Origin of the sequence: Paenibacillus sp. TAB_01 (genome assembly GCF_043945595.1) — a bacterium.
In the GTDB taxonomy this organism is placed as follows: domain Bacteria; phylum Bacillota; class Bacilli; order Paenibacillales; family NBRC-103111; genus Paenibacillus_S.
The window spans coordinates 2,834,123-2,852,808 of record NZ_JBIFNP010000001.1 but is presented as its reverse complement, the minus strand read 5'-3'; the positions used below and the strand labels follow the sequence as shown (position 1 = coordinate 2,852,808).

18 protein-coding genes are annotated in these 18,686 nt (G+C 51.7%); 4 read left to right on the top strand and 14 right to left on the bottom strand.

Features of this window, described 5'->3' with window-relative positions:
- Window positions 1-415 precede the first annotated feature (415 nt).
- Window positions 416-745 (top strand): hypothetical protein, encoded by a 330-nt coding sequence (locus ACHHV8_RS13735; RefSeq protein ID WP_395158758.1) that lies wholly within the window; start codon window positions 416-418, stop codon window positions 743-745.
- 24 nt (window positions 746-769) lie between these two features.
- On the opposite strand, the gene ACHHV8_RS13730 is transcribed toward ACHHV8_RS13735, so the two are convergent.
- The 3 genes from ACHHV8_RS13730 to ACHHV8_RS13720 are packed head-to-tail and all read right to left on the bottom strand — an operon-like array spanning window position 770 to window position 5,340.
- Entirely contained in the window at window positions 770-1,753 is a 984-nt protein-coding gene (locus ACHHV8_RS13730; RefSeq protein WP_395158757.1) for an S-layer homology domain-containing protein, read from the bottom strand.
- Complete coding sequence (locus tag ACHHV8_RS13725) at window positions 1,692-2,090, bottom strand: hypothetical protein (protein WP_395158756.1); 399 nt, start codon at window positions 2,088-2,090, stop codon at window positions 1,692-1,694. Before ACHHV8_RS13725 ends, ACHHV8_RS13730 begins: the two co-directional genes overlap by 62 nt.
- Window positions 2,062-5,340, bottom strand: a complete 3,279-nt coding sequence (locus tag ACHHV8_RS13720) for an immunoglobulin-like domain-containing protein (RefSeq protein ID WP_395158755.1) — start codon at window positions 5,338-5,340, stop codon at window positions 2,062-2,064. Before ACHHV8_RS13720 ends, ACHHV8_RS13725 begins: the two co-directional genes overlap by 29 nt.
- 393 nt (window positions 5,341-5,733) lie before the next feature.
- Here ACHHV8_RS13720 and ACHHV8_RS13715 point away from each other — a divergent pair, with 393 nt between their 5' ends.
- Complete coding sequence (locus tag ACHHV8_RS13715) at window positions 5,734-6,507, top strand: SDR family NAD(P)-dependent oxidoreductase (RefSeq protein WP_395158754.1); 774 nt, start codon at window positions 5,734-5,736, stop codon at window positions 6,505-6,507.
- Window positions 6,508-6,890: 383 nt separating this feature from the next.
- On the opposite strand, the gene ACHHV8_RS13710 is transcribed toward ACHHV8_RS13715, so the two are convergent.
- The 11 genes from ACHHV8_RS13710 to ACHHV8_RS13660 form a co-directional block, all read right to left on the bottom strand.
- Window positions 6,891-7,904: an MFS transporter gene (locus ACHHV8_RS13710; RefSeq protein WP_395158753.1), complete on the bottom strand. Its 1,014-nt coding sequence runs from the start codon at window positions 7,902-7,904 to the stop codon at window positions 6,891-6,893.
- On the bottom strand, window positions 7,901-8,095 hold the full coding sequence (locus ACHHV8_RS13705) for a hypothetical protein (protein WP_395158752.1): 195 nt from the start codon (window positions 8,093-8,095) through the stop codon (window positions 7,901-7,903). Before ACHHV8_RS13705 ends, ACHHV8_RS13710 begins: the two co-directional genes overlap by 4 nt.
- Before the next feature lie 338 nt (window positions 8,096-8,433).
- Window positions 8,434-9,141: a glycerophosphodiester phosphodiesterase gene (locus ACHHV8_RS13700; protein WP_395158751.1), complete on the bottom strand. Its 708-nt coding sequence runs from the start codon at window positions 9,139-9,141 to the stop codon at window positions 8,434-8,436.
- A gap of 21 nt (window positions 9,142-9,162) precedes the next feature.
- The gene (locus ACHHV8_RS13695; protein ID WP_395158750.1) at window positions 9,163-10,008 is read right to left on the bottom strand and encodes an ABC transporter permease; all 846 of its coding nucleotides are present in this window, start codon (window positions 10,006-10,008) and stop codon (window positions 9,163-9,165) included.
- Between the two features lie 17 nt (window positions 10,009-10,025).
- Window positions 10,026-10,946 (bottom strand): ABC transporter permease, encoded by a 921-nt coding sequence (locus ACHHV8_RS13690; protein ID WP_395158749.1) that lies wholly within the window; start codon window positions 10,944-10,946, stop codon window positions 10,026-10,028.
- Window positions 10,943-11,929, bottom strand: a complete 987-nt coding sequence (locus tag ACHHV8_RS13685; RefSeq protein ID WP_395158748.1) for an ABC transporter ATP-binding protein — start codon at window positions 11,927-11,929, stop codon at window positions 10,943-10,945. Before ACHHV8_RS13685 ends, ACHHV8_RS13690 begins: the two co-directional genes overlap by 4 nt.
- Complete coding sequence (locus tag ACHHV8_RS13680) at window positions 11,926-12,915, bottom strand: ABC transporter ATP-binding protein (protein WP_395158747.1); 990 nt, start codon at window positions 12,913-12,915, stop codon at window positions 11,926-11,928. Before ACHHV8_RS13680 ends, ACHHV8_RS13685 begins: the two co-directional genes overlap by 4 nt.
- Before the next feature lie 30 nt (window positions 12,916-12,945).
- A complete protein-coding gene (locus tag ACHHV8_RS13675) occupies window positions 12,946-14,517 on the bottom strand; it encodes an ABC transporter substrate-binding protein (protein WP_395158746.1) in 1,572 nt (523 codons plus the stop codon).
- Between the two features lie 22 nt (window positions 14,518-14,539).
- The gene (locus ACHHV8_RS13670) at window positions 14,540-14,950 is read right to left on the bottom strand and encodes a hypothetical protein (protein WP_395158745.1); all 411 of its coding nucleotides are present in this window, start codon (window positions 14,948-14,950) and stop codon (window positions 14,540-14,542) included.
- The gene (locus ACHHV8_RS13665) at window positions 14,922-16,007 is read right to left on the bottom strand and encodes an alkaline phosphatase family protein (protein WP_395158744.1); all 1,086 of its coding nucleotides are present in this window, start codon (window positions 16,005-16,007) and stop codon (window positions 14,922-14,924) included. The genes ACHHV8_RS13670 and ACHHV8_RS13665 overlap by 29 nt, the downstream gene beginning before the upstream one ends.
- On the bottom strand, window positions 15,985-16,716 hold the full coding sequence (locus ACHHV8_RS13660; RefSeq protein ID WP_395158743.1) for a 2-phosphosulfolactate phosphatase: 732 nt from the start codon (window positions 16,714-16,716) through the stop codon (window positions 15,985-15,987). Before ACHHV8_RS13660 ends, ACHHV8_RS13665 begins: the two co-directional genes overlap by 23 nt.
- A 222-nt stretch (window positions 16,717-16,938) precedes the next feature.
- On the opposite strand from ACHHV8_RS13660, the gene ACHHV8_RS13655 reads away from it, so the two are divergent.
- Window positions 16,939-17,853, top strand: a complete 915-nt coding sequence (locus ACHHV8_RS13655) for a LysR substrate-binding domain-containing protein (RefSeq protein ID WP_395158742.1) — start codon at window positions 16,939-16,941, stop codon at window positions 17,851-17,853.
- 60 nt (window positions 17,854-17,913) lie between these two features.
- Window positions 17,914-18,471, top strand: coding sequence for a CBO0543 family protein (locus ACHHV8_RS13650; RefSeq protein WP_395158741.1), 558 nt, complete (start codon window positions 17,914-17,916; stop codon window positions 18,469-18,471).
- Window positions 18,472-18,686 lie beyond the last annotated feature (215 nt).

The window sequence follows — 18,686 nt, the reverse complement described above, 5'->3', positions numbered from 1 at the left end:
TTCGTGAGGACAGCTTCGTATGTACTTCGCATCGCAGATGAAATGGAAGCGGACCAACCATTTCAGAGCTGCAAAGCAAAAGAAGCCGTTTCTATGCAGTTTACCACAAAGTTGGTAGAATTTAGATGTTTTCATAGAAAAAATTGCAGACGCTATGGGTTGAGCGGGTCGCAAAAGACCGAACCGACGGGATATGAAACATATCGCTGGATCGAGTAATTGAGAGCAAAGCTGTACGATTACTGTACCTTCTCTCATTCTCAGGTATGCAAGGGAGCGGCTTAAAAAGGAAAAGAAAGGAACGCTAGTTCGCCTCCCACGAGGCGGCTTTAAGAGTGAGCCGATGGAGGATACTATCCCCGAAAAGACCGCCTAAGTCCATTCGAGTAGCGTAAGAGCTACGAGGTATTACCCCGTGACCGCCGTAATTATGGATGCGAAGATCGGCAGCTTTGCCCGCCTTGCTTCTCCCAAGGCAGCTCATAGTGTACCGAAAGTTAGTCCCTCGGTGAGCCTTTCTTCAAGGCGGACCGTTTGCCGCGGCTCAATGGGCAAAACCGGCAGCGGACTTCTTTACAAAAAGATGGAGAGCTTTAAGAACGATTATATGACAAAACCAGCAGAAAACCGCCGAATAACGAAGCTCTCCGGCGGTTTTCTGCTGGTTTTAAAATCTGAAACAGGTTCATTCAAATTAGCAAACCGCGAGCTTTTCGGACCGGCCTTGCTTGCCCGCAGGCGGTGAAGCCGGTTCGGTTCAACTCAATCACTAATTATTGATAAATTGCAAGTAAGCCAGCATTCGCTGAAGCATGACAGCGCTTTGTGCGCGGGACGCCTCCGCTTCGGGCGCGAATGCCGCGCCGGCCATTCCTTGAATAATGCCCGTCCCGGCTGCTTGCGCTGCCGCATCGGCGGCCCAGCCCGCGATATCCGAACCATCGGCAAATGTCTGCAGCATGCCGCTATCGGCCTCCGGCGATTTTCCGGCATAGGCCAGCGCTCTGCCGATCATTACCGCCATTTGTTCACGTGTAATGTGCGCATCGGGTTGGAAGGTGCCATCCCCATAGCCGTCGATCAGGCCTGCTTGCCGCGCTGCGCCGACAGCGCCCGAGAACCAGCTGGCCGAATCCACATCCGAGAAGGACGGCTGGCTCGTTGCCTCAGGCAACCCCAGCGCCCTGACGAGCAGCTCCGCAAATTCGGCGCGGGTAATGCTGTCGTTCGGAGCAAATTGGCCGTCCGGCTGCCCTTCGACGATCCGCTTGTTCGCCAGCAGTTCAATCTCTTGCTGTGCCCAATGTCCATTCATATCCGCAAAAGACTTGTCCGATCGAATGACCGTATAAAGACCGTCATACGGCGACCTAATCGTGACTGCCGGTTTATTTCCATTTGTGACTCCCGTGAAAATAGAAGGCGCAAAGTGCAGCCCGCCCGTCGCATCAATCCAAACCGCCGTCGTCTTGTTCGACTCAACCGCCTCGTGAAGAGGGATTGTACGCTCAGTATAGCCGACGCCGGCAATCAGTCTGCCGTCCGCATCCAAGGCGAAAGTGATCGGACGATCGATCAGCGCGGTTGTCTCCAGCTTTTCTAGTGCTTCCTTAAGCACATCGCCCGTCGCATCCGATGCCGCAGCAATCGTCACTGTGACGGTCGACGTTTCAGGCAAGCCTCCGATTGCTTTAAGCTGCAGCAGCAGGCTGCTTCCATTTACGATTACTCGGATCGATGCTTCCGGACGCATCTTCAGCACATCCTGCAGAGCTGCCGCCGGCATGCTGATTTTGACAGCCGGTTGCCAGCCCTTCAATGTTCATCACCGCTTCTCCGTCATCGCTTGCAAACGCTCCAGCCACTTGCTCGGCCGTTAGCAGAAGCCGTACCACAGTCAGACCGTCTGCGGACATTTCCGTCTTCTGGCGTACGGCAGCGCGAATGCCATTGATGAGAATATCGGCCGTGGCTGATAAGTCGGCCTGCCCGTTGTCCTTAGGTACGGGACCGCTCGGATCGCCCCCGCCTCCATCGCTTGAATCGTCGGATCCTCCGGAATCACCGAGTGGCCGATGCCTGCTGACCAATTGGATTTTGCACGTTATATTGCAGCGTATAGAGACCAGGCCGATGGATGTCAACCGTTCCCGTTACCGCAATCGCTCCGGTCAGATCGCCGTAGTAGTCATCCGACGCATGGGCGCCGGGATCGGAGAACGCCTCACCGGCCATCATCGTAACGGCCGACGAGCCGAGCAGCGTGATAACCGGCGGGGCGATTACATATACCGCTCGAGTCACCGTGGGCGCCGCATTGCCCGCATTGTCTTTTACACGATAATCGAGATGATACCAGCTTACCCCTGCCGTATAGACCGCTCCCGTCACCGTAATGGCCCCGGTCAAGTCGCCCTCCTGTTTATCCCACGCTGTCGCTCCAGGGTCGGCAAACACGCTTCCTACCGCTACTATCAGCGGATTCGACCCGTTCAGATGAATGATCGGCATGTCGCCGTCATATACGTACACGCTGCGCGTTACCGTCGCCTCATTCCCCGCACGGTCTCTCGCGGCGTAGTGAATTTCATATAAGCCCAACGCCTCGGTATCCACATCGCCGTTAATCATGATTGAGGAGGCCGGCAGCACACCGTCAAAGTTATCCGTCGAGGTTGCCCCCGGTTCCAGGTAGCTGTCCCCTTGGGGTACATAGAAAGGATTATCACCAATCAGCTCGATTGACGGGGCCGTATTGTCCAGAACAAAAGGCTCAGATACCCGGTCGTTGACGTTCCCCGTTTCATCGACGGCGTGAATGTGCAAATACCATACGCCTTCCCCCTCGGTCTGCCTGATCGTATCGCCTGTTGTAAAGTCGCTCCAGCCGACAGCGTGTTCCTCGGGCGCATCCGTGCTTTGCGTCCACATGTATTTCAGAGATTTCAAGTTGGAGCTCGCCTCGTCTGTCACCACTACAGTTGTTTCAACAGTTGCAGCAGGATCGGGGCTTCCGTTCGGACTAAAGGCGATCGACGCCGCCGTCCTGTCATAAATAAGACTCAATACTGCTCCGGCTATATTTCCATTGCCGGAAGCATCCATTGCCACGTCGCCGTACACAGCCACCGTCACCAGACTATCGGCTTCCGGGGTCACCAGAAACGTATACGCATCTCCGCTTCCGGTAATCGCGCCTGCCGTGCTGTTCGTCACTGTTACGTCTCCGTCCGTAAACCCGCTTACCTCTTCACTGAACTTCGCCGTTACCATGAACGGTTCATTGGTGAAGTTTCCTGCGGTTGTTGTCAGCGTTACTGTTGGCGGCGTATGATCGTACGTCAGCACCAGGTCCGTCGCGGGCGTATTTCCGTTTCCCGCTGCATCCACGGCCGCGTCACCATATACCGACACTGTCACTTGTCCGTCCGCAGTCGGCGTTATCGGGAATGTAAATGTATCTCCGCTTCCGGCCAAAGCGCCTACCGTGCCGTTTGTCACCGTCACGTCTCCGTCCGTAAACCCGTTTACCTCTTCACTGAACTTCGCCGTTACCGTGAACGGTTCATTGGTGAAGTTTCCTGCCGATGTCGTCAGCGTCACTGTCGGCAAGGTATGGTCGTACGTCAGCGCCAGATCTGTCGCCGCCGCATTCCCGTTGCCCGCAGCATCCGCTGCGACGTCAGCCGCCAGCTGCACCGTCACTGAACCATCAGCGGTCGGCGTTACCTGGAACGTATACGTATCTCCGCTTCCGGTAATCGCGCCTACCGTGCCGTTTGTCACCGTCACGTCTCCGTCGGCAAAACCGCTTACGGCTTCACTAAACTTCGCCGTTACCGTAAACGGCTCGTTGGTAAAGATTCCTGCCGGTGTTGTCAGCGTTACTGTCGGCAAGGTATGGTCGTACGTCAGCACCAGATCCGTCGACGCCGCGTTCCCGTTGCCGGCTGCATCCTCAGCTATGCCGCTTGCCAGCCTAACCGTAACTGTCCCTTCTACAACCGGTGTCACCAGGAACGTATACGTATCTCCGCTTCCGCTAATCGGGCCCACGGTGCCATTCGTCACCGTTACGTCACCGTCTGCAAACCCGCTTACCGCCTCGCTGAACTTCGCTGTCACCATGAAGGGCCCCTTGGTGCCGCTTCCCACAGAGCTCATCAGCTGCACTGATGGCGGAACTGGATCTGAGATCGTATGAGCATAAAGCGTCAGGCTGCTGGTGATAGTACTTGTTTCCGTCACCTGCTCGCCGCCTTCGGCCTCCGTGTACCATCCTTCCCAAATATAGCCTGCACGCGACAAGCTTGGGAGCGTCTTGCCCGCCGCTGCCAATGACGTCGTATAAATCTGTATAGACGCAGGGTTCGACTGAGGCACGCCATTCCAATCAAAACTTATAGTAAAATTATTTCCCCCCATGTGCTCTGATCCGGAGATCGCTCCGCTGATCGTTCCATTGTTTGTAACCGAAGCGTCGGCAGGAATCGTAATCTGACTTCCGCCAGCAACCTGAATTTGTCCGGAATTGTACAAAGAACCGAACGGCGTCCCGCCGATAGCCGATCCCGACCCGCTTCCGGAGACGGTCACGACTCCAGCCGTAATCGTCACATTCACTCCCGGAGACTGATAGGCCCCACCGATGCCGGCACCGCCGTAGGTGCCGGTAGCGGATACGTTTCCGCCGTTGATTATAATCGTTCCGCCGGCGCCGGCATTGCCTTCGCTGCCGTTCTTGATGCCGCTGCCAATCCCGGCTCCGCCGCCGGTAGAAAGAGCCGTCACATTCCCGCCGTTAATTATTGTCGTCCCTCCGGAACCGCCGAACGATCCTCCCCCGATCCCAGCTGCGCTCTGGCCGGTTGCAGTTACATTTCCGCTATCGATAACGATCGTCCCCGCCGTCTCCTGATAATTGCCTCCTATACCAGCACCATAACCGCCGGCCGCATCGGCTATTAAGGTACCGTTGACGCCGGAGTCTCTGATCGTGAGAGTCGCTCCGACCGGAACATGAACTGCCGCTGACGTTGAGCCGGATCCCGCATGTACGGCCAGCCTGTTGCCGGCGAGATCGAGTATCAGACTTCTTCCCGATGGAAAGGAAAGCGAACCGGACGATTGTTCGATTCCGGCACCCAGTGTAATTATGCTGCCACTGGCTGCATTGGCAAAAGCGCTGGTCAATTCCGTCCATGTTGTCACTGTCGCATCGGCATACGCCAACCTGCCCCCCGCTGCCGAGAGGAGTCCGAACAACAGCATCAGACATAATCCGCCACGGCTTCCTTTCCTCCACAACGTTCGTGTCGTCCGCCGCCGTTTACTGTTCATCGCTCACAACCTTTCCGTTAAATACGATCAGAAACTGCGCTAGAACTTCCCGGATCTACCGGTCTATCGCCCGGAGCAAAGCAAGCATATGGACGCCGCTTTAGACCCGCGCGTTTATTCTAGCAATCTTTCCTTCTATTTCAAATAGATTACAATTCTATTACAAAAGCTCTCAGCAGGAAAAAAAACCCTTTCGGCACAGAAACAGACGAAAAATGTCGAACAAACAAAAAAATTATGAAATCAGAATGTGCATGCGTATTCCTCGTACGGTCACTGAATCCTCGAAAATTAGGTCCGGAAGAAAATAAAGCGCTTATCATTAGCAAATGGCAAGACTTTTTCCATATTCAAAATGTATAATTAGGAAAAAGAGGAAAGGTGTGTGCTTTCATGCTTGGTCTGGAGAATAAAATCGTAGCTATAGCTGGCGGAAGCCGTGGAATCGGGCTGGCAACAGCGAACCGGTTTGCTAAAGCCGGAGCCTGTGTCGTCATCGGCAGCCGAACGGAAACCGAGTTCACGGAGGCGGCTGAATCTATTACCCACAGTGGTGGGAAAGCTTTAGGACTGCCTCTTGACGTTATGTCGAAGGAAAACGTCAATCTATTTTTCGAACGGATTGAACAACAATTTGGGCGTCTGGATGTTTTGGTCTATTGCTCGGGGACGAACCGGCGAGTACCGGCAGAGGAGTATCCTGAAGACGCTTGGGATCAGGTGCTTTCAACCAATTTAAAGGGCGCTTACTATTGCTGCCAAGAAGCTGGAAAACGAATGATTAATCAGAAGGAGGGTTCTATCGTTACAATCACTTCGATGACGTCACATATTGCGACTCCGAATCAGAGCGCTTATGCCGCCACTAAAGGCGGACTTCTTCAGTATACAAAAGTGCTGGCCGTTGAATGGGGAAAGCATAACATTCGTGTCAACGCCGTGAGCCCGGGCTATATCGAAACCTCTTTGAATGCGCATAATTTTCGCAATGCGGCTTTTCGTGACAACGTTCTCAATCAGATGCCGATGGGGCGCTTCGGTGGAACCGATGAGATTGCCAATGCCGTCTGTTTCCTAGCATCGCCTATGGCATCTTACATTACAGGAGCTTGTTTGCCTGTCGATGGAGGTTTTCTCGCAGGTCATCCGAATATCATTATGCAGTAGTAATGGCCCGAGAACCGGTTTGAATATTGGGTAAGCTCCCCTCCCCTTTATTGGTATTATGTCCCTTATCTTTCTTAAAAGGACTTTAAATGAAAAAAGCGCAACCTCATCTATTTGACGAGGTTGTGCCTTTTTTTAATCCGATTGCCCGAACAAGCCAGTCCTTTTCATTTTAAAGCTCCGATATACGAATCGAGCCTCTGTTCGATCCGCTCGAGCATAGGACCGAAGAACAAGGCCTTCCACTTGCAACGACATACGGCAGCCTCGTTTTTTATAAGAATCTAAGTATGTCTAATTGACCATAGCCCGATAAACTATCTGTTCTCCCCGTATGTTCAATGTGTATCACAAACGACAAATTGATGCTGTCCAAAGCTTTGTTATGGAGCTTCTTTCCCACTGCTTCGCGAAAGCGAATTTCGCAGCGGATTCGCTCCGGCAATGGCTAGCAGCGCGACCAGAGCCCCGATCCACCAGATGAGCCCCGGCAGCCCGGACGACGATCCGACCTGCATCAACAGGCCGCCTGTACCCTGGCTGATTCCGCCGCCAATGGCCATCGCCAAATAATAAAAACCGAAATAGGTCGCCGTCATATCCGGCCTCGCAAGCCGCGACGTCAAGTCGAAGCTCGAAGGTTCGATTACCATCATCCCAACCGCAAACAGCGAAATGCCTGCGACAAACACTGCCACGTGCCCTGCATTGCCCAACACGAGCAGTCCCGTTCCCAGCAGCGCAAACCCAGCCTGAATCGTACGTATCACGTTGAATCTTTTCACCAGCATGTTGATAGGAATTTGAAACAGGATCATCATCACCGAGATGACAAGGAAAACGACGGATACCGATGAAGCTTGCTGCGTCAAGTCAACAATACGGGCAGGGATCGCCAAATAAAGCTGCATGAATAGAAAAAAATACCCAATCATCACAGTTACGTAGTGAACGAACGGCTTGTCCCGCGTAACGGTTCGCCACATGTCGCCCCAGGCGACCGGCTTTACTTGAATGCGCATGGACGGCAGCCGGATATAAGTCATAATGCCTGCGATCACGAACAGCGCCCCGGAGATCAGTGACAGCAAGTGGAAGCTTACTGACACTAATAATGAACCGAGAAGAGCCGAAACCACGATGCCGAGGTTGTCGGTCACCTTTTTCACGGCGTAGGTACGAGAACGGCTCTGCGCATTCGTTAGCGTCGTCAGCGCCGCGTCGCCAGTCGGCTCGAACAGGCTGCCGCCGATGCCGGCAATGATAGCGGATACAAATATAAAGAGAGGGCTCGTTCCGAGAGCAAACATGCCGAACCCAATGCCTCGCAGCACAAACCCGAGCGAAATCGTCAGCCGGTAGCCGACCCGGTCGGAGATCATCCCCGTCAGAGTCATCGGTCCTGCTGGCTGAATTGGCGAACCATCAGCAGCACACCCGCAAGCAGCGGCGTCCATCCGAGCGAATGCGTCAGATAGACGGACAGGTTCGGGATAAGGGCGTAGAAGCCGATCGACATCAGAAACGAATTGGCCAGCAGCAGCGGGACGCCGCGCGGCCAGCCCTTGTACCACATTTTCAAGCACATCCACTCCATCCTTCAAGTTGCGATTTTATCCGAATTCACAAGAAAGCCGCGATGGAAATCAGCTTGCTCCGGTTCGGCTCTCCGAGCCGTCCGGCAGCTGCCTCACAGCTTACACCATTACTATTTCTGCATCGTAACCGGTTTTCCTTTTAGTTCGAGAACGTCCGAATTTGCATTAAAAAAACGCGCTCGCCCCAATGGCTGCACGTTTTTTGGAAAGCACTGTTATGATATTGTAAAAATATTCCATAAAATTCTTTTTTGTATGACGATCCGTTGACCTGAAAGTTTTCATCTTTTCGGATGGTCCTTACTCTCGATTTCCCACTCGCAGCATGCTAGGCTTGGAAATTCAACAGCACAGACTTGGTCTTCTCCACTTCATTAACCAGCACTCCGTTGATCCCCAGACGCTTCCATGCCAAGATATTCTCGGGAGACGTATAGCCGGTAGTCCCTTTATAGCCAGCCATTACCCAAACCTGCCGGCCTGCTTCGTGAATAAGGCGTACCGCTTCCTCATCCACCCATCGCTCCCAAAGACGGATGATGTCCGCACCATTTTCGATAAATTCCGCAGCGTGCTCCTTGGAAGGCATCAACGCAAGAATTTCGATATTTTTGTTAAATTTCTTCGCAATGCGGACATCTTCGCTGGTCATGACACCCATTATCACCTTATCTTCGTACCCATATGCACGAATGCATTCCAGAATCTGAGGAAGGCGCTTGCCGCCCTCTTTGATATGGAACACAACCGGCGCCGCGCCGATGGAAAGCACTTCTACCAGTGTATGGGGATGCAATTGGTGATTGTCAGCATACCTAAGAGATGAAAATTGCTCTGCCGTCAGCTCTTGAATTTTAGCTGGATTGCCGAACAATTTTAAAGCATCCTCGTCATGGCTGATGACGGGGACGTCGTCTCGCGTAAAGCGAATATCCAGTTCAACGTAATCTGCTCCGAGCTCTAATGAAAGCCTGGACGAAGCGAGCGTCAGCTCCGGATAGCGCTCCGTGCCGCCTCTATGTGCAATTAATAACATAGGAAGTACCACTCCATCCTATTATGAGTTTTTATATTTGGGATCCAGCAGGTCCCGCAGCCAATCGCCAATCAGCGACACCAAGACCACGACCACAACAATGATCACGCTCGGCGCGATGCTCAGCCACCAGGAGTTGATCAAGTAGTTGCGCCCGGCGCTGACCAGCAAGCCCAGTGAAACGTCCGGAGGCTGAATGCCGATCCCGAGAAACGACAGCGAGCTTTCCAAAAGAATAAAGGAGCTGAAGCGCATTGTTGCATGAACGATCAATGGGGAGGAAATATTCGTAAACACATGCTCGAACAGGATCCGCATTTTGGAAGCGCCGAGCGCCCGGCTGCATTCCATAAAGTTCGCTTCCTTGAGCTGGATGGTCTGACCGCGCACCAGCCGTGTAAAGGTCGGATAGCCGGTAAATCCGATAATGAGCACCAGGATCCACTTGCCGGAACCAAAAGCGGCAGCGCATACGATCGCTATTATAATAGAAGGAACAGAAAGCTTGACGTCCGTCAAGAAAGACACGATAGTGTCAAACGGACCTCTATACAACCCGGCCAATACCCCCAGCACTGTACCAACAAAGGTGGCAATCAGCATACTGCTCAAAGCGACCAGCAGTGAATTTTTCGTTCCGTAAAACAGCCGAATCAGAAAGTCCCGTCCAAGATGGTCGGTGCCCAGAAAATTGCTCGGTGTGCCGCCGTCCATAAAGGAGGGCGGAATCAGCCGTGCGCCCAAATTCGTAGCTCCCAAATCGATGGGGAACAGCACCGGACTCAGTGAAGTAAACAAGGTAATCAGGAAAAGCATGATAATCAACACCATAATGAAGGGCGGAATACGCAAGTTTAACATTCTCATTCGGGTTTCCTCCCTTCTTAGAAATTATCCCGAATACGCGGGTCCAGGAAACCGTAGCTTAAATCAACCAGTAAATTGACGACAATGACTGTCGTAGAGACGAGCATCACACCGTATTGAATCACGGGAAAGTCCCGATATTGAGCAGCCTGTACAATTAACATGCCAATACCCGGAAAAGCGAACACGGTTTCTATGACCACCGCGCCTCCAATCAATGTGCCCAAATGCAAGCCAATGATGGTCACCACCGGAATCAGCGCGTTGCGCAGGGCATGCTTGTAGATCACCATCCGCTCTCTGACGCCTTTGGCCCTGGCGCTGTCCAAATAATCCTGACGCAGGACGTCCAGCATCGAGCCTCTGGTCAAACGCGCGATACCGGCCACAGAATCAATCGTTAATGCAAGCAAGGGCATGATATAGTGCTGTGGTGAGCTCATGCCGCCGCTCGGCAGCAGCCTTAGCTTGAGGCTGAACAGAAAAATAAGCAAAATGGCGAAGACAAAGTTCGGAATCGTGTAGCCCGCGATGGAAATCCCCATCGTGATGCGATCCAGCAAGGAATTTCGGTGAACCGCAGCCACGACGCCGATCGGAACGCCGATCACAATGGCCAATACAAAAGAAATCGTGCCAAGCGCTATGGTTGGGCCTGCGCGTTCAGCGAACAATTCGCCTACCGGGCGCAAATAGTGGTAGCTCTTGCCCATATCTCCGGTAAACAACGAGCTCAAATATTGGGCATACTGCAAGCCTAACGGCTTGTCCAAGCCGAGCGATTCGCGCAGCTGGGCCCTTACGGTTGCCGTCGCATCGTCGGGCAGCAGCCATTGGGTCGGATCGCCCGATAATCGGGTAATCATAAACACTAACGTCAGAATGAACCAAACGGTGAAGATGGCCTTGATCAGCCGGGTCGTGATAAATCGGGTCATAGTGTCCCCTCCTTATCGGCAAACAAATGACAGGCAACGAAATGGCCCGGCTCCACTTCCTTCAGTGAGGGCATTTCAACGCCGCACACCGGCTTCACATGCGGACAACGGCTTTGAAACGGGCACCCTGCGGGAGGATTAATCGGACTGGGCAGCTCCCCCTCCAACAGCGTCCTGTCTCGGACCGCCTCAGGATTAGGTACGGGAATCGCATTCATCAAGGCTATCGAATAGGGATGCAGCGTATTGCTGAAGAGCTCATGCTTGGAAGCGAGCTCCACGACCTTGCCCAAATACATGACCATAATGCGGTCGCTGATATGTTTAACCACGCTCATATCATGGGAAACAAACAAATAGGTCAGACCGAATTCTTTTTGCATTTGCTTAAACAGATTTAATATTTGTGCCTGTACCGACATATCCAAAGCGGAAACAGGCTCGTCGCAAATGACGAACTCCGGCCCCAATACGAGCGCCCGGGCGATGCCGATACGCTGCCGCTGTCCGCCGCTGAATTCATGCGGATACTTGCCCAGCGCATCCTCCGGGATGCTGACCTTGTCCAGCAATGGCAAAACCGCTTCAAGCTTTTGCTTGGCGGTATACTTCGTATGAATGCGAAGCGGCTCCTCGATGATTCGCCGGATCGTCATCCGGGGGTCGAGTGACGAGTACGGATCTTGAAAAATCATCTGGGCTTGCTTCCGAAAGCTTTGGGGTCCCTTCGTTCCCACCCGTTGTCCTTTGAATAATATTTGGCCGTCGGTAGCGTCCGTCAAACCTATCAGCATGCGGGACAGCGTTGATTTGCCGCAGCCCGATTCACCGATCAGCCCCAGCGTTTCACCCTTGTAGATCTTAAAGCTGATATCGTCAACCGCCTTGACCGTCCCGACGGTTTTATGACGCAGCATCCCTTTATTAACAGGGAAATATTTTTTTAGATTTTTGACTTCTACCAGCACTTCAGCATCATTCATTGTAAGCTCTCCCCGTTTTTATCCTCGAGCAGCCAGCACTTTGCTTTGTGCCCATTCCCCAGATCGAACAACGGCGGCTCACTTCCTTCGCACTTATCAAACGTATGAGGGCAGCGGCCGGCAAATCGGCAATGGGTGACAGGCGCGGTTAATCGAGGAACTGAGCCAGGTATCGAAAACAGCTCCTCCTTGTCCTCCTCGATGCTCGGAATGGAGGCAAGCAAGCCTTGGGTGTACGGATGGGAAGGAGCAGCGAAAATATCCGCTGTCGCCCCTTCTTCCACTACCACACCGCCGTACATGACCATCATTCTGTCGCACATCTCGGCAACGACGCCCATGTTGTGCGTAATCAATATCATTCCCATCTGAAATTGCTGCTTGACCCGGGTCATCAGCTTCAGAATCTGCGCTTGAATGGTGACATCCAGCGCGGTCGTCGGCTCGTCGGCGATCACCACTTCGGGGTTGCAGGCCAACGCGATTGCAATCATGATTCTTTGCTGCATGCCGCCGGACATCTGGTGAGGATAATCGTTCAGCCTCGTTTCCGGCGCGGGGATGCCCACCAGACGTAAAAGCTCGATGACTCTTTCTTTGACTTCCTTCTTGGACATGTTCTCATGAAGCTGCAGCACTTCCGCGATCTGATCTCCAACCGTGTAGACCGGATTCAAGGCCGCCTGGGGATTTTGGAAAATCATCGAGATTTTTTTCCCTTTGATCCGGTTCAGCTCTTTCGCGTTCAGCTTTAACAGGTCACTGCCGTGGAACAGGATTTCGCCGTCTTCAATCTTCGTATAGGACTTGTCCAACAGATGGAGTATGGAACGGGCTACGGTGCTTTTGCCGCAGCCGGATTCGCCGACGATTCCCAGCACCTCGCCCTTGTATAGACGGAAGCTTACGCCATCCACCGCCGGGACCTTCTTGTTGTTGGAATAATAGTAGGTTTTCAGGTTATTCACGGTTAATACGTCTTCCACTACCGTTCCACCCCTTCGATCATCGGATTGTTAATTCAATACTTTGAAATTTTCCGCTCTAAAATCCATCGCTTGCGAGGAATAAGGCGTCCATTCCAGACCTTTACGAATTCCCCAGCCCTCATACGGATAATAGAGAACCGTGCCAGGTACTTCTTCGTCGAAAATTTGCATTTGCTTTTTAGCCAGTTCCTTCCGTTTGGCAGGATCCAGGATGGAAGCCAGTTCTTTCGCATTTTGCAGGAACTCTGGACTCATGTCCTTCCAGTAGATTTTCTCTGCATCCGTTCCCGGGCCCCACAGCAGCGACAAGCCGCCGGACGGATCAGGGAAACGCATCGTATTCGACCAGTTCGCTACGGATTTACGCTCCACTTTATCGCTAAACTTGACTTTGGCGTTAATGCCGATTTTATTCCACATGTCAACGATGGCTTCAGCCGCTTCGTTGCCGAACGTATAATAATTGGATTTCAGCTCGTATTCAATCAATTCGCCTTTATAGGAAGACTCTGCAAGCAATTGCTTGGCCTTCTCCACGTTATATTCAGGTGCAGGATAATCGCTCAAGAAATATTGTCCGTACTCCGAATATTGGTGGCCCTTCGGAATGACGGCCTTGCCTTGCCACAGCTTATCGACCAGCATTTGACGGTCAATGGATAAGCTTAGCGCCTGACGCACCTTTTTGTCGGCAAGCGGGCCGCTCGTCGTGTTGAACGTCAGCACGTGCATATTGCTGATATTCAGTCCTTTGACGCTGAGATTTTGGTTGCTCTCAATGACAGGGACCTGATCGAGAGGCACCTGCGTGATGAGATCTACCTCACCGGTAATCAGCGCTGTAATCCGAGTCGACGTTTCATTGTACACAATGTACTCGATCCGTTTGGCTGCCGGTTTCGGGCCCCAATAATCGTCAAACCGTTCCAAAACCACTTTTTCCGGCGAATAGGAAACGACTTTGTAAGGGCCGGTACCGACCGGCTTCGCTGCAAAAGCTTCATCACCGACTTTAGTGAGATAATCGGCGGGAACGATCCAGGAACCCCAGCTGGAAGCTATGCGCTGCTCCAGCAGCGGATCGACTACGTTCGTGATGATACGGAACTTGTAGTCATCGATAACTTGTACTTCTTTCACAACGGAGAGCATGTTCGTTGCATCCGCCATGCCCGGCAGGTTTTGGTGCAAACGATTGAAGCTGAAGACCACATCCTTGGCGGTCAGCTCGTCTCCGTTATGAAACTTGACGCCTTTGCGCAGGGTGACATCCAGTGTATAGTCGTCCACCCGCTTCCATTCCGTCGCAAGCATCGGCTTCAAGGACCAATTGTCTTTCGGATCGGAGAGAAGGATCGTTTCGAAGATGTCGTACAAAATACGTATGCTTGTATTGCCGCTGGTACGCTGCGGGCTGAGCAGCTGAGGAAGCTCGGTTACGCCGATTTTCAGCACGTCGAGTTCCTTCGAACCTGATGCCGCGGCTCCTGACGCTTCAGTGCCTGATGCTTCATTCGTGGACGAAGCGTTGTTGTTACATGCCGAAAGCACGAAGCCGAGAAGCAAGATAAAGATAAGTAAGGTTGCCGTTCTTTTCATTTTAAAAATCCCTTCCTTCTTTTTATTTCCTGTATCCTTCGATATACCTCGTTCCGTTCACATCGATAAGCCGGATGCCTGCACCGCTTTGCTGATTTCCGATTTCTTGAGCCGCTGCTTCAAGCTGACCGAACGGCTCGCCGATCCTCTCAGGCTCAAGGCCTTCAGCCAAAACCCTTCCGTCGAAGCCTGACTCTTCGCTTAATCCGATTAAATGGCATACCGTTGGCGCGATATCGACGATGCCGCAAGGCAGATCGCTGACATGACCCTGCTTAAAGCTGCTGCCAACCCCCAGACAAAAAGCATGCATATCGTAAGGAGAAATCGTGCCGTGTGATGATAGAAGCTTGGTGGAAGAGGTCAATGCTCCCGTAATTCCAGGCATGCCGTATTCGTTCGGCTCATGACTCCATACCGGCTGGACCCGCAAGAAGCGGCGCCCGCTCGTGCGTGATCGTTCCTAATAAAAGCTCGAGGGCAAGCACATCGGGCAGATCCGAATATTGCGCATCCCTGGCAAAAACAAGCTCGCACCAATCCTGGGATTGCAGCCAGCCGATTAAAGCCTTGACCTCAACGGCAGTCGATTCCAGCGCTTCCTCAGCATAGATGTAGCGGCCGGCTGTAACAAATCGGGTCTGAAGCTGCAGCTCTTCAGCCGCTCTTTGCAGGTGCTCTTGAAGCGAGCCCTGCGCTTGTATCGTGGAATGTCCATGGTCGCTGATCCACAGAATGTCGATCGTTTCACTTAGGCCTTCCCGCTCTATGGCATGTAAAATTTCCGCTACGCAGCCATCTACGGCTTGCAGCGCTTCTTTATGCTCGGGAGAACCGATTCCGTAATCGTGCTGGCTTGCATCCGGCTCGGACAGCCACAAGACCATCACTTGATTCTGCTCATTGTTCAAGTGGATATCGATCAGCGAGCGCGTTGCCCACTGCGCCCGTTCCTTTTTGACTGCGGTACGCTCTTCAGGAACAGGACCCAATTGGCGGTGCAGCTCTTCCATTTCCTCTGTCCCGTAGGCGGAGGAAGGATTAATGACCCGCCCGGGATGATTCAGGTTCCAGAGCAGTGAAGCGCCCGGCGAGCTGGATGCGGCAACCGCCAGACGCTTTCCGTGCCGGTGCAGCCGGTCTCCAAGCGTAGGTTTCAGGATGAAAGGCTCCGACATGGACCCGCTATAGGCGAGCAGATGCTTGTCGTTGCCGGTCTGGAGCAAGCCGTCGTCACCAAAGCCCTGTATATACATCAAATTACTGACAACGCCATGGCGTCCCGGATACACGCCGGTGGTCAAAGTTGTCATACTAACCCTTGTCTCCGAGGGATAAGCCGCATGGAAGGAGGTGAACAAGGTGCCGCGTTCCATCAGCTTAGCGCATGTCGGCATAATCGCGGGTGCCACACTGTCCGGCCGTAACCCGTCCGTACCGATAATCAGTACCAGGCGGTTGGAAGGATCATGCTGGCTTGATAAGGTCATTGGTTTCTGCCCCTCTCGTTACATTGATTTTTTGCAGCCGTACTAAGGCATCTCCTAAAGGCTCCACTTTCAGAACGAATGGAAACCGGTCCAGGCTCAAGCATAAATCAAAGTCCTCAGGAGGCGCGGAGGCATCTCGCACATCCAGAAATTTTCCAGTTTTACTTTCATTCAGCATAAAGTTCCGAATGGACTGAAAATCGACCGGGTTTCCTTCCAAAACGTTCTTTACATATTCGGCAAGAAGCGTATCTTCATCCGCCTCCTCTTTTGCTTCCCAGCCCATGCAGACCAGCGATACGACCGCCGGATTCTTCATGCGGATGTAATCAATAATGGCCTGTGCATTGACAAAGCTGCCTGTAATAATTTCATCCGCACCTACGGCATTCACGATCCCTTGTGTGCCTGCGCTTGTCGTATGCACAACGGTTTTGCCCGAAAAGTCTACGGATTCAATAGAAGAAGGGGAATTCCCGTAATCGAAACCGGGCTGAATGATTCCGCCTCTTTCTCCCATCAAAATATAGTCCGGGTTCTCCTGCTTCAGTCTGTACGCCGTGTCTATATCTCCAACGGGAATCAAATCCTTTACGCCATTGTCCATCACATAGCACGCTACCGAAAAAGCGCGGAAAACATCGATAATAACGGTCAAGCCCTCGGCCTTGCGAGCCCCTTCGATTAACTGGTAAATATTGATTTCCATAAAAACAGACTTCCTCCCTGTAGCTTTATCAATTGTTGTCTCCATCCATTTGGTTCGTTCCGGCGGCTGCGCCTCTTCAGCGTAATATGCTTTCTCCTCATGTCTTCATTCTATCCCCCAATTGTCATCTCACAATTAACTGCAAATTAATATAAATTTAACGAAAGGATGACATATTCGCAGTATTGTATAGATAACGTCTATACTTGAGGAGCTGGAATTATGTTTAATTTGCAGCAGTTGAAAATATTAGTCTTACTTGCAGAATACAAAAGACTGACTGTCGTCGCGGACAAGCTGAAAATCAAACAGCCTTCCGTTACATTTCATATGAAAAAGCTGGAACAATCCGTCGGTGTCTCGCTTTTTATCCATAAGCATAAAATGGTTCTTCTCACGGATGAAGGCAAAGCCCTTCTGCATTACGCCACTCGCATCGTTTCACTGTCCGACGAAGCGGAGCAAGTATTAACCGATTATCTGCAATTTAAAAAAGGCAAGATCATCATAGGATCGAGCAATACGCCGGCAACCTACTTTCTTCCAAAGCTGCTTGGAGAAATGCGCCGGGCTTACCCTGATGTCAACATTGTGATCCAAGTAAATAATTCTCCTAAGATTATAGACTTGGTCAAAAAGCTGGAAATCGATTTCGGTCTGGTAGCCGAGCATAACGTGAGCGATCCTGAGCTTGTCGTTATTCCAATGGTTAACGATGAGCTTGGTTTGGTCATGAATCCGGATCACCCGCTGGCGCTTGCCGACACGATTGAAGCAGAGCATTTGCGCAATGAGTTATGGATTTTACGGGAGCAAGATTCCGCTTCACGCAGAATGATGGAGCTTTGGGCCAATGAGAACCAGATTGAATGCAGGGACGGGCTGGAGCTGGGAACAACGGAAGCCATCAAACGGGCGATTCAGTGCCGGTTGGGCATTTCCATCTTGTCCCGGTTGGCTGTTGAGGAGGAGGTCCGGAGCGGGCAGCTGGTTTTCAAAAGTTTAAACTCCGAGACCATGAGTCGGAGCTTGTTCTTCATCTATAACCGAAATCGTTTTGTTACGCCCATTCTTCAGGAATATATTCATTTCTTCAAAAGCATGCGGTATGACGAGCGAATAATGGGGCATGGATAAAATGGTAAATTGCTTCAAATACTAAAGCTAAAATCTTCACCCTTTAGGTGGTAATGGCTCATGGAATGGCGCTTATCCATAAATAATGATCAATTACATGAAATGCAGCAAAATGATGCATTTTTTGAATATCAAAGATGGCTTCATGATGGCATCTTTTCTTGGACCTGGTGGTTCATGCTTGGCATGCTCGTCATTCCATGGTGCATTCTTATCCTGCTGATTGACCGTAAAAGGTCCCATACGATTTGGTTTTTCGGTTTAATGGTATTAATTATCACTTCCTTTACAGACGACCTCGGTGCCGAAACCGGTATATGGATTTATCCTAATAAGCTGCTCCCTTACTCGCTCATTTCTTTTCCTTTTGATTTCTCTATCATTCCGGTTGCACAGATGCTGATTTTTCAATACTTCCCGACATGGAAATCTTTTTCCCTTGCCCTGGTTCTCCAAGCTCTTATCTTTGCATTTGTCGGCGAACCCTTTTCCGTTTGGGCCGGAGCCATTACTTATTTTGGCTGGAACTACTTTTATTCCTTTCTTTTTTATATTTTCACGGGTACATTGACAAGACTATTTGTAAATTACTGGGCACCTAAAATCAGGAATGCATAATCGCAAGACCCCGATCCCATTTCATTTCAGACAAAAAAACACCGTCGAGACACGAGAGACCACTGAAAAAGGCATCGCTACGAGTACGGAACATTCTTCCGATCGCGGTTATCCCGAATTTCTTTGATTCATCCCGCGTTTAGCGGTTGAAATCCAGGGACAAAGGCGAGCGCCTGCACTTCTACAGAATGATTCCGTGCTCTTCGCAAGTTTCT

Excerpts from the sequence above, each read along its gene's own strand:
- ACHHV8_RS13730 (WP_395158757.1), bottom strand. The coding sequence starts at position 1,753 with ATGCGTCCGGAAGCATCGATCCGAGTAATCGTAAATGGAAGCAGCCTG.
- ACHHV8_RS13720 (WP_395158755.1), bottom strand. The coding sequence starts at position 5,340 with ATGAACAGTAAACGGCGGCGGACGACACGAACGTTGTGGAGGAAAGGA.
- ACHHV8_RS13715 (WP_395158754.1), top strand. The coding sequence starts at position 5,734 with ATGCTTGGTCTGGAGAATAAAATCGTAGCTATAGCTGGCGGAAGCCGT.
- ACHHV8_RS13710 (WP_395158753.1), bottom strand. The coding sequence starts at position 7,904 with ATGACTCTGACGGGGATGATCTCCGACCGGGTCGGCTACCGGCTGACG.
- ACHHV8_RS13705 (WP_395158752.1), bottom strand. The coding sequence starts at position 8,095 with ATGTGCTTGAAAATGTGGTACAAGGGCTGGCCGCGCGGCGTCCCGCTG.
- ACHHV8_RS13700 (WP_395158751.1), bottom strand. The coding sequence starts at position 9,141 with ATGTTATTAATTGCACATAGAGGCGGCACGGAGCGCTATCCGGAGCTG.
- ACHHV8_RS13695 (WP_395158750.1), bottom strand. The coding sequence starts at position 10,008 with ATGAGAATGTTAAACTTGCGTATTCCGCCCTTCATTATGGTGTTGATT.
- ACHHV8_RS13690 (WP_395158749.1), bottom strand. The coding sequence starts at position 10,946 with ATGACCCGATTTATCACGACCCGGCTGATCAAGGCCATCTTCACCGTT.
- ACHHV8_RS13685 (WP_395158748.1), bottom strand. The coding sequence starts at position 11,929 with ATGAATGATGCTGAAGTGCTGGTAGAAGTCAAAAATCTAAAAAAATAT.
- ACHHV8_RS13675 (WP_395158746.1), bottom strand. The coding sequence starts at position 14,517 with ATGAAAAGAACGGCAACCTTACTTATCTTTATCTTGCTTCTCGGCTTC.
- ACHHV8_RS13665 (WP_395158744.1), bottom strand. The coding sequence starts at position 16,007 with ATGACCTTATCAAGCCAGCATGATCCTTCCAACCGCCTGGTACTGATT.
- ACHHV8_RS13660 (WP_395158743.1), bottom strand. The coding sequence starts at position 16,716 with ATGGAAATCAATATTTACCAGTTAATCGAAGGGGCTCGCAAGGCCGAG.
- ACHHV8_RS13655 (WP_395158742.1), top strand. The coding sequence starts at position 16,939 with ATGTTTAATTTGCAGCAGTTGAAAATATTAGTCTTACTTGCAGAATAC.
- ACHHV8_RS13650 (WP_395158741.1), top strand. The coding sequence starts at position 17,914 with ATGGAATGGCGCTTATCCATAAATAATGATCAATTACATGAAATGCAG.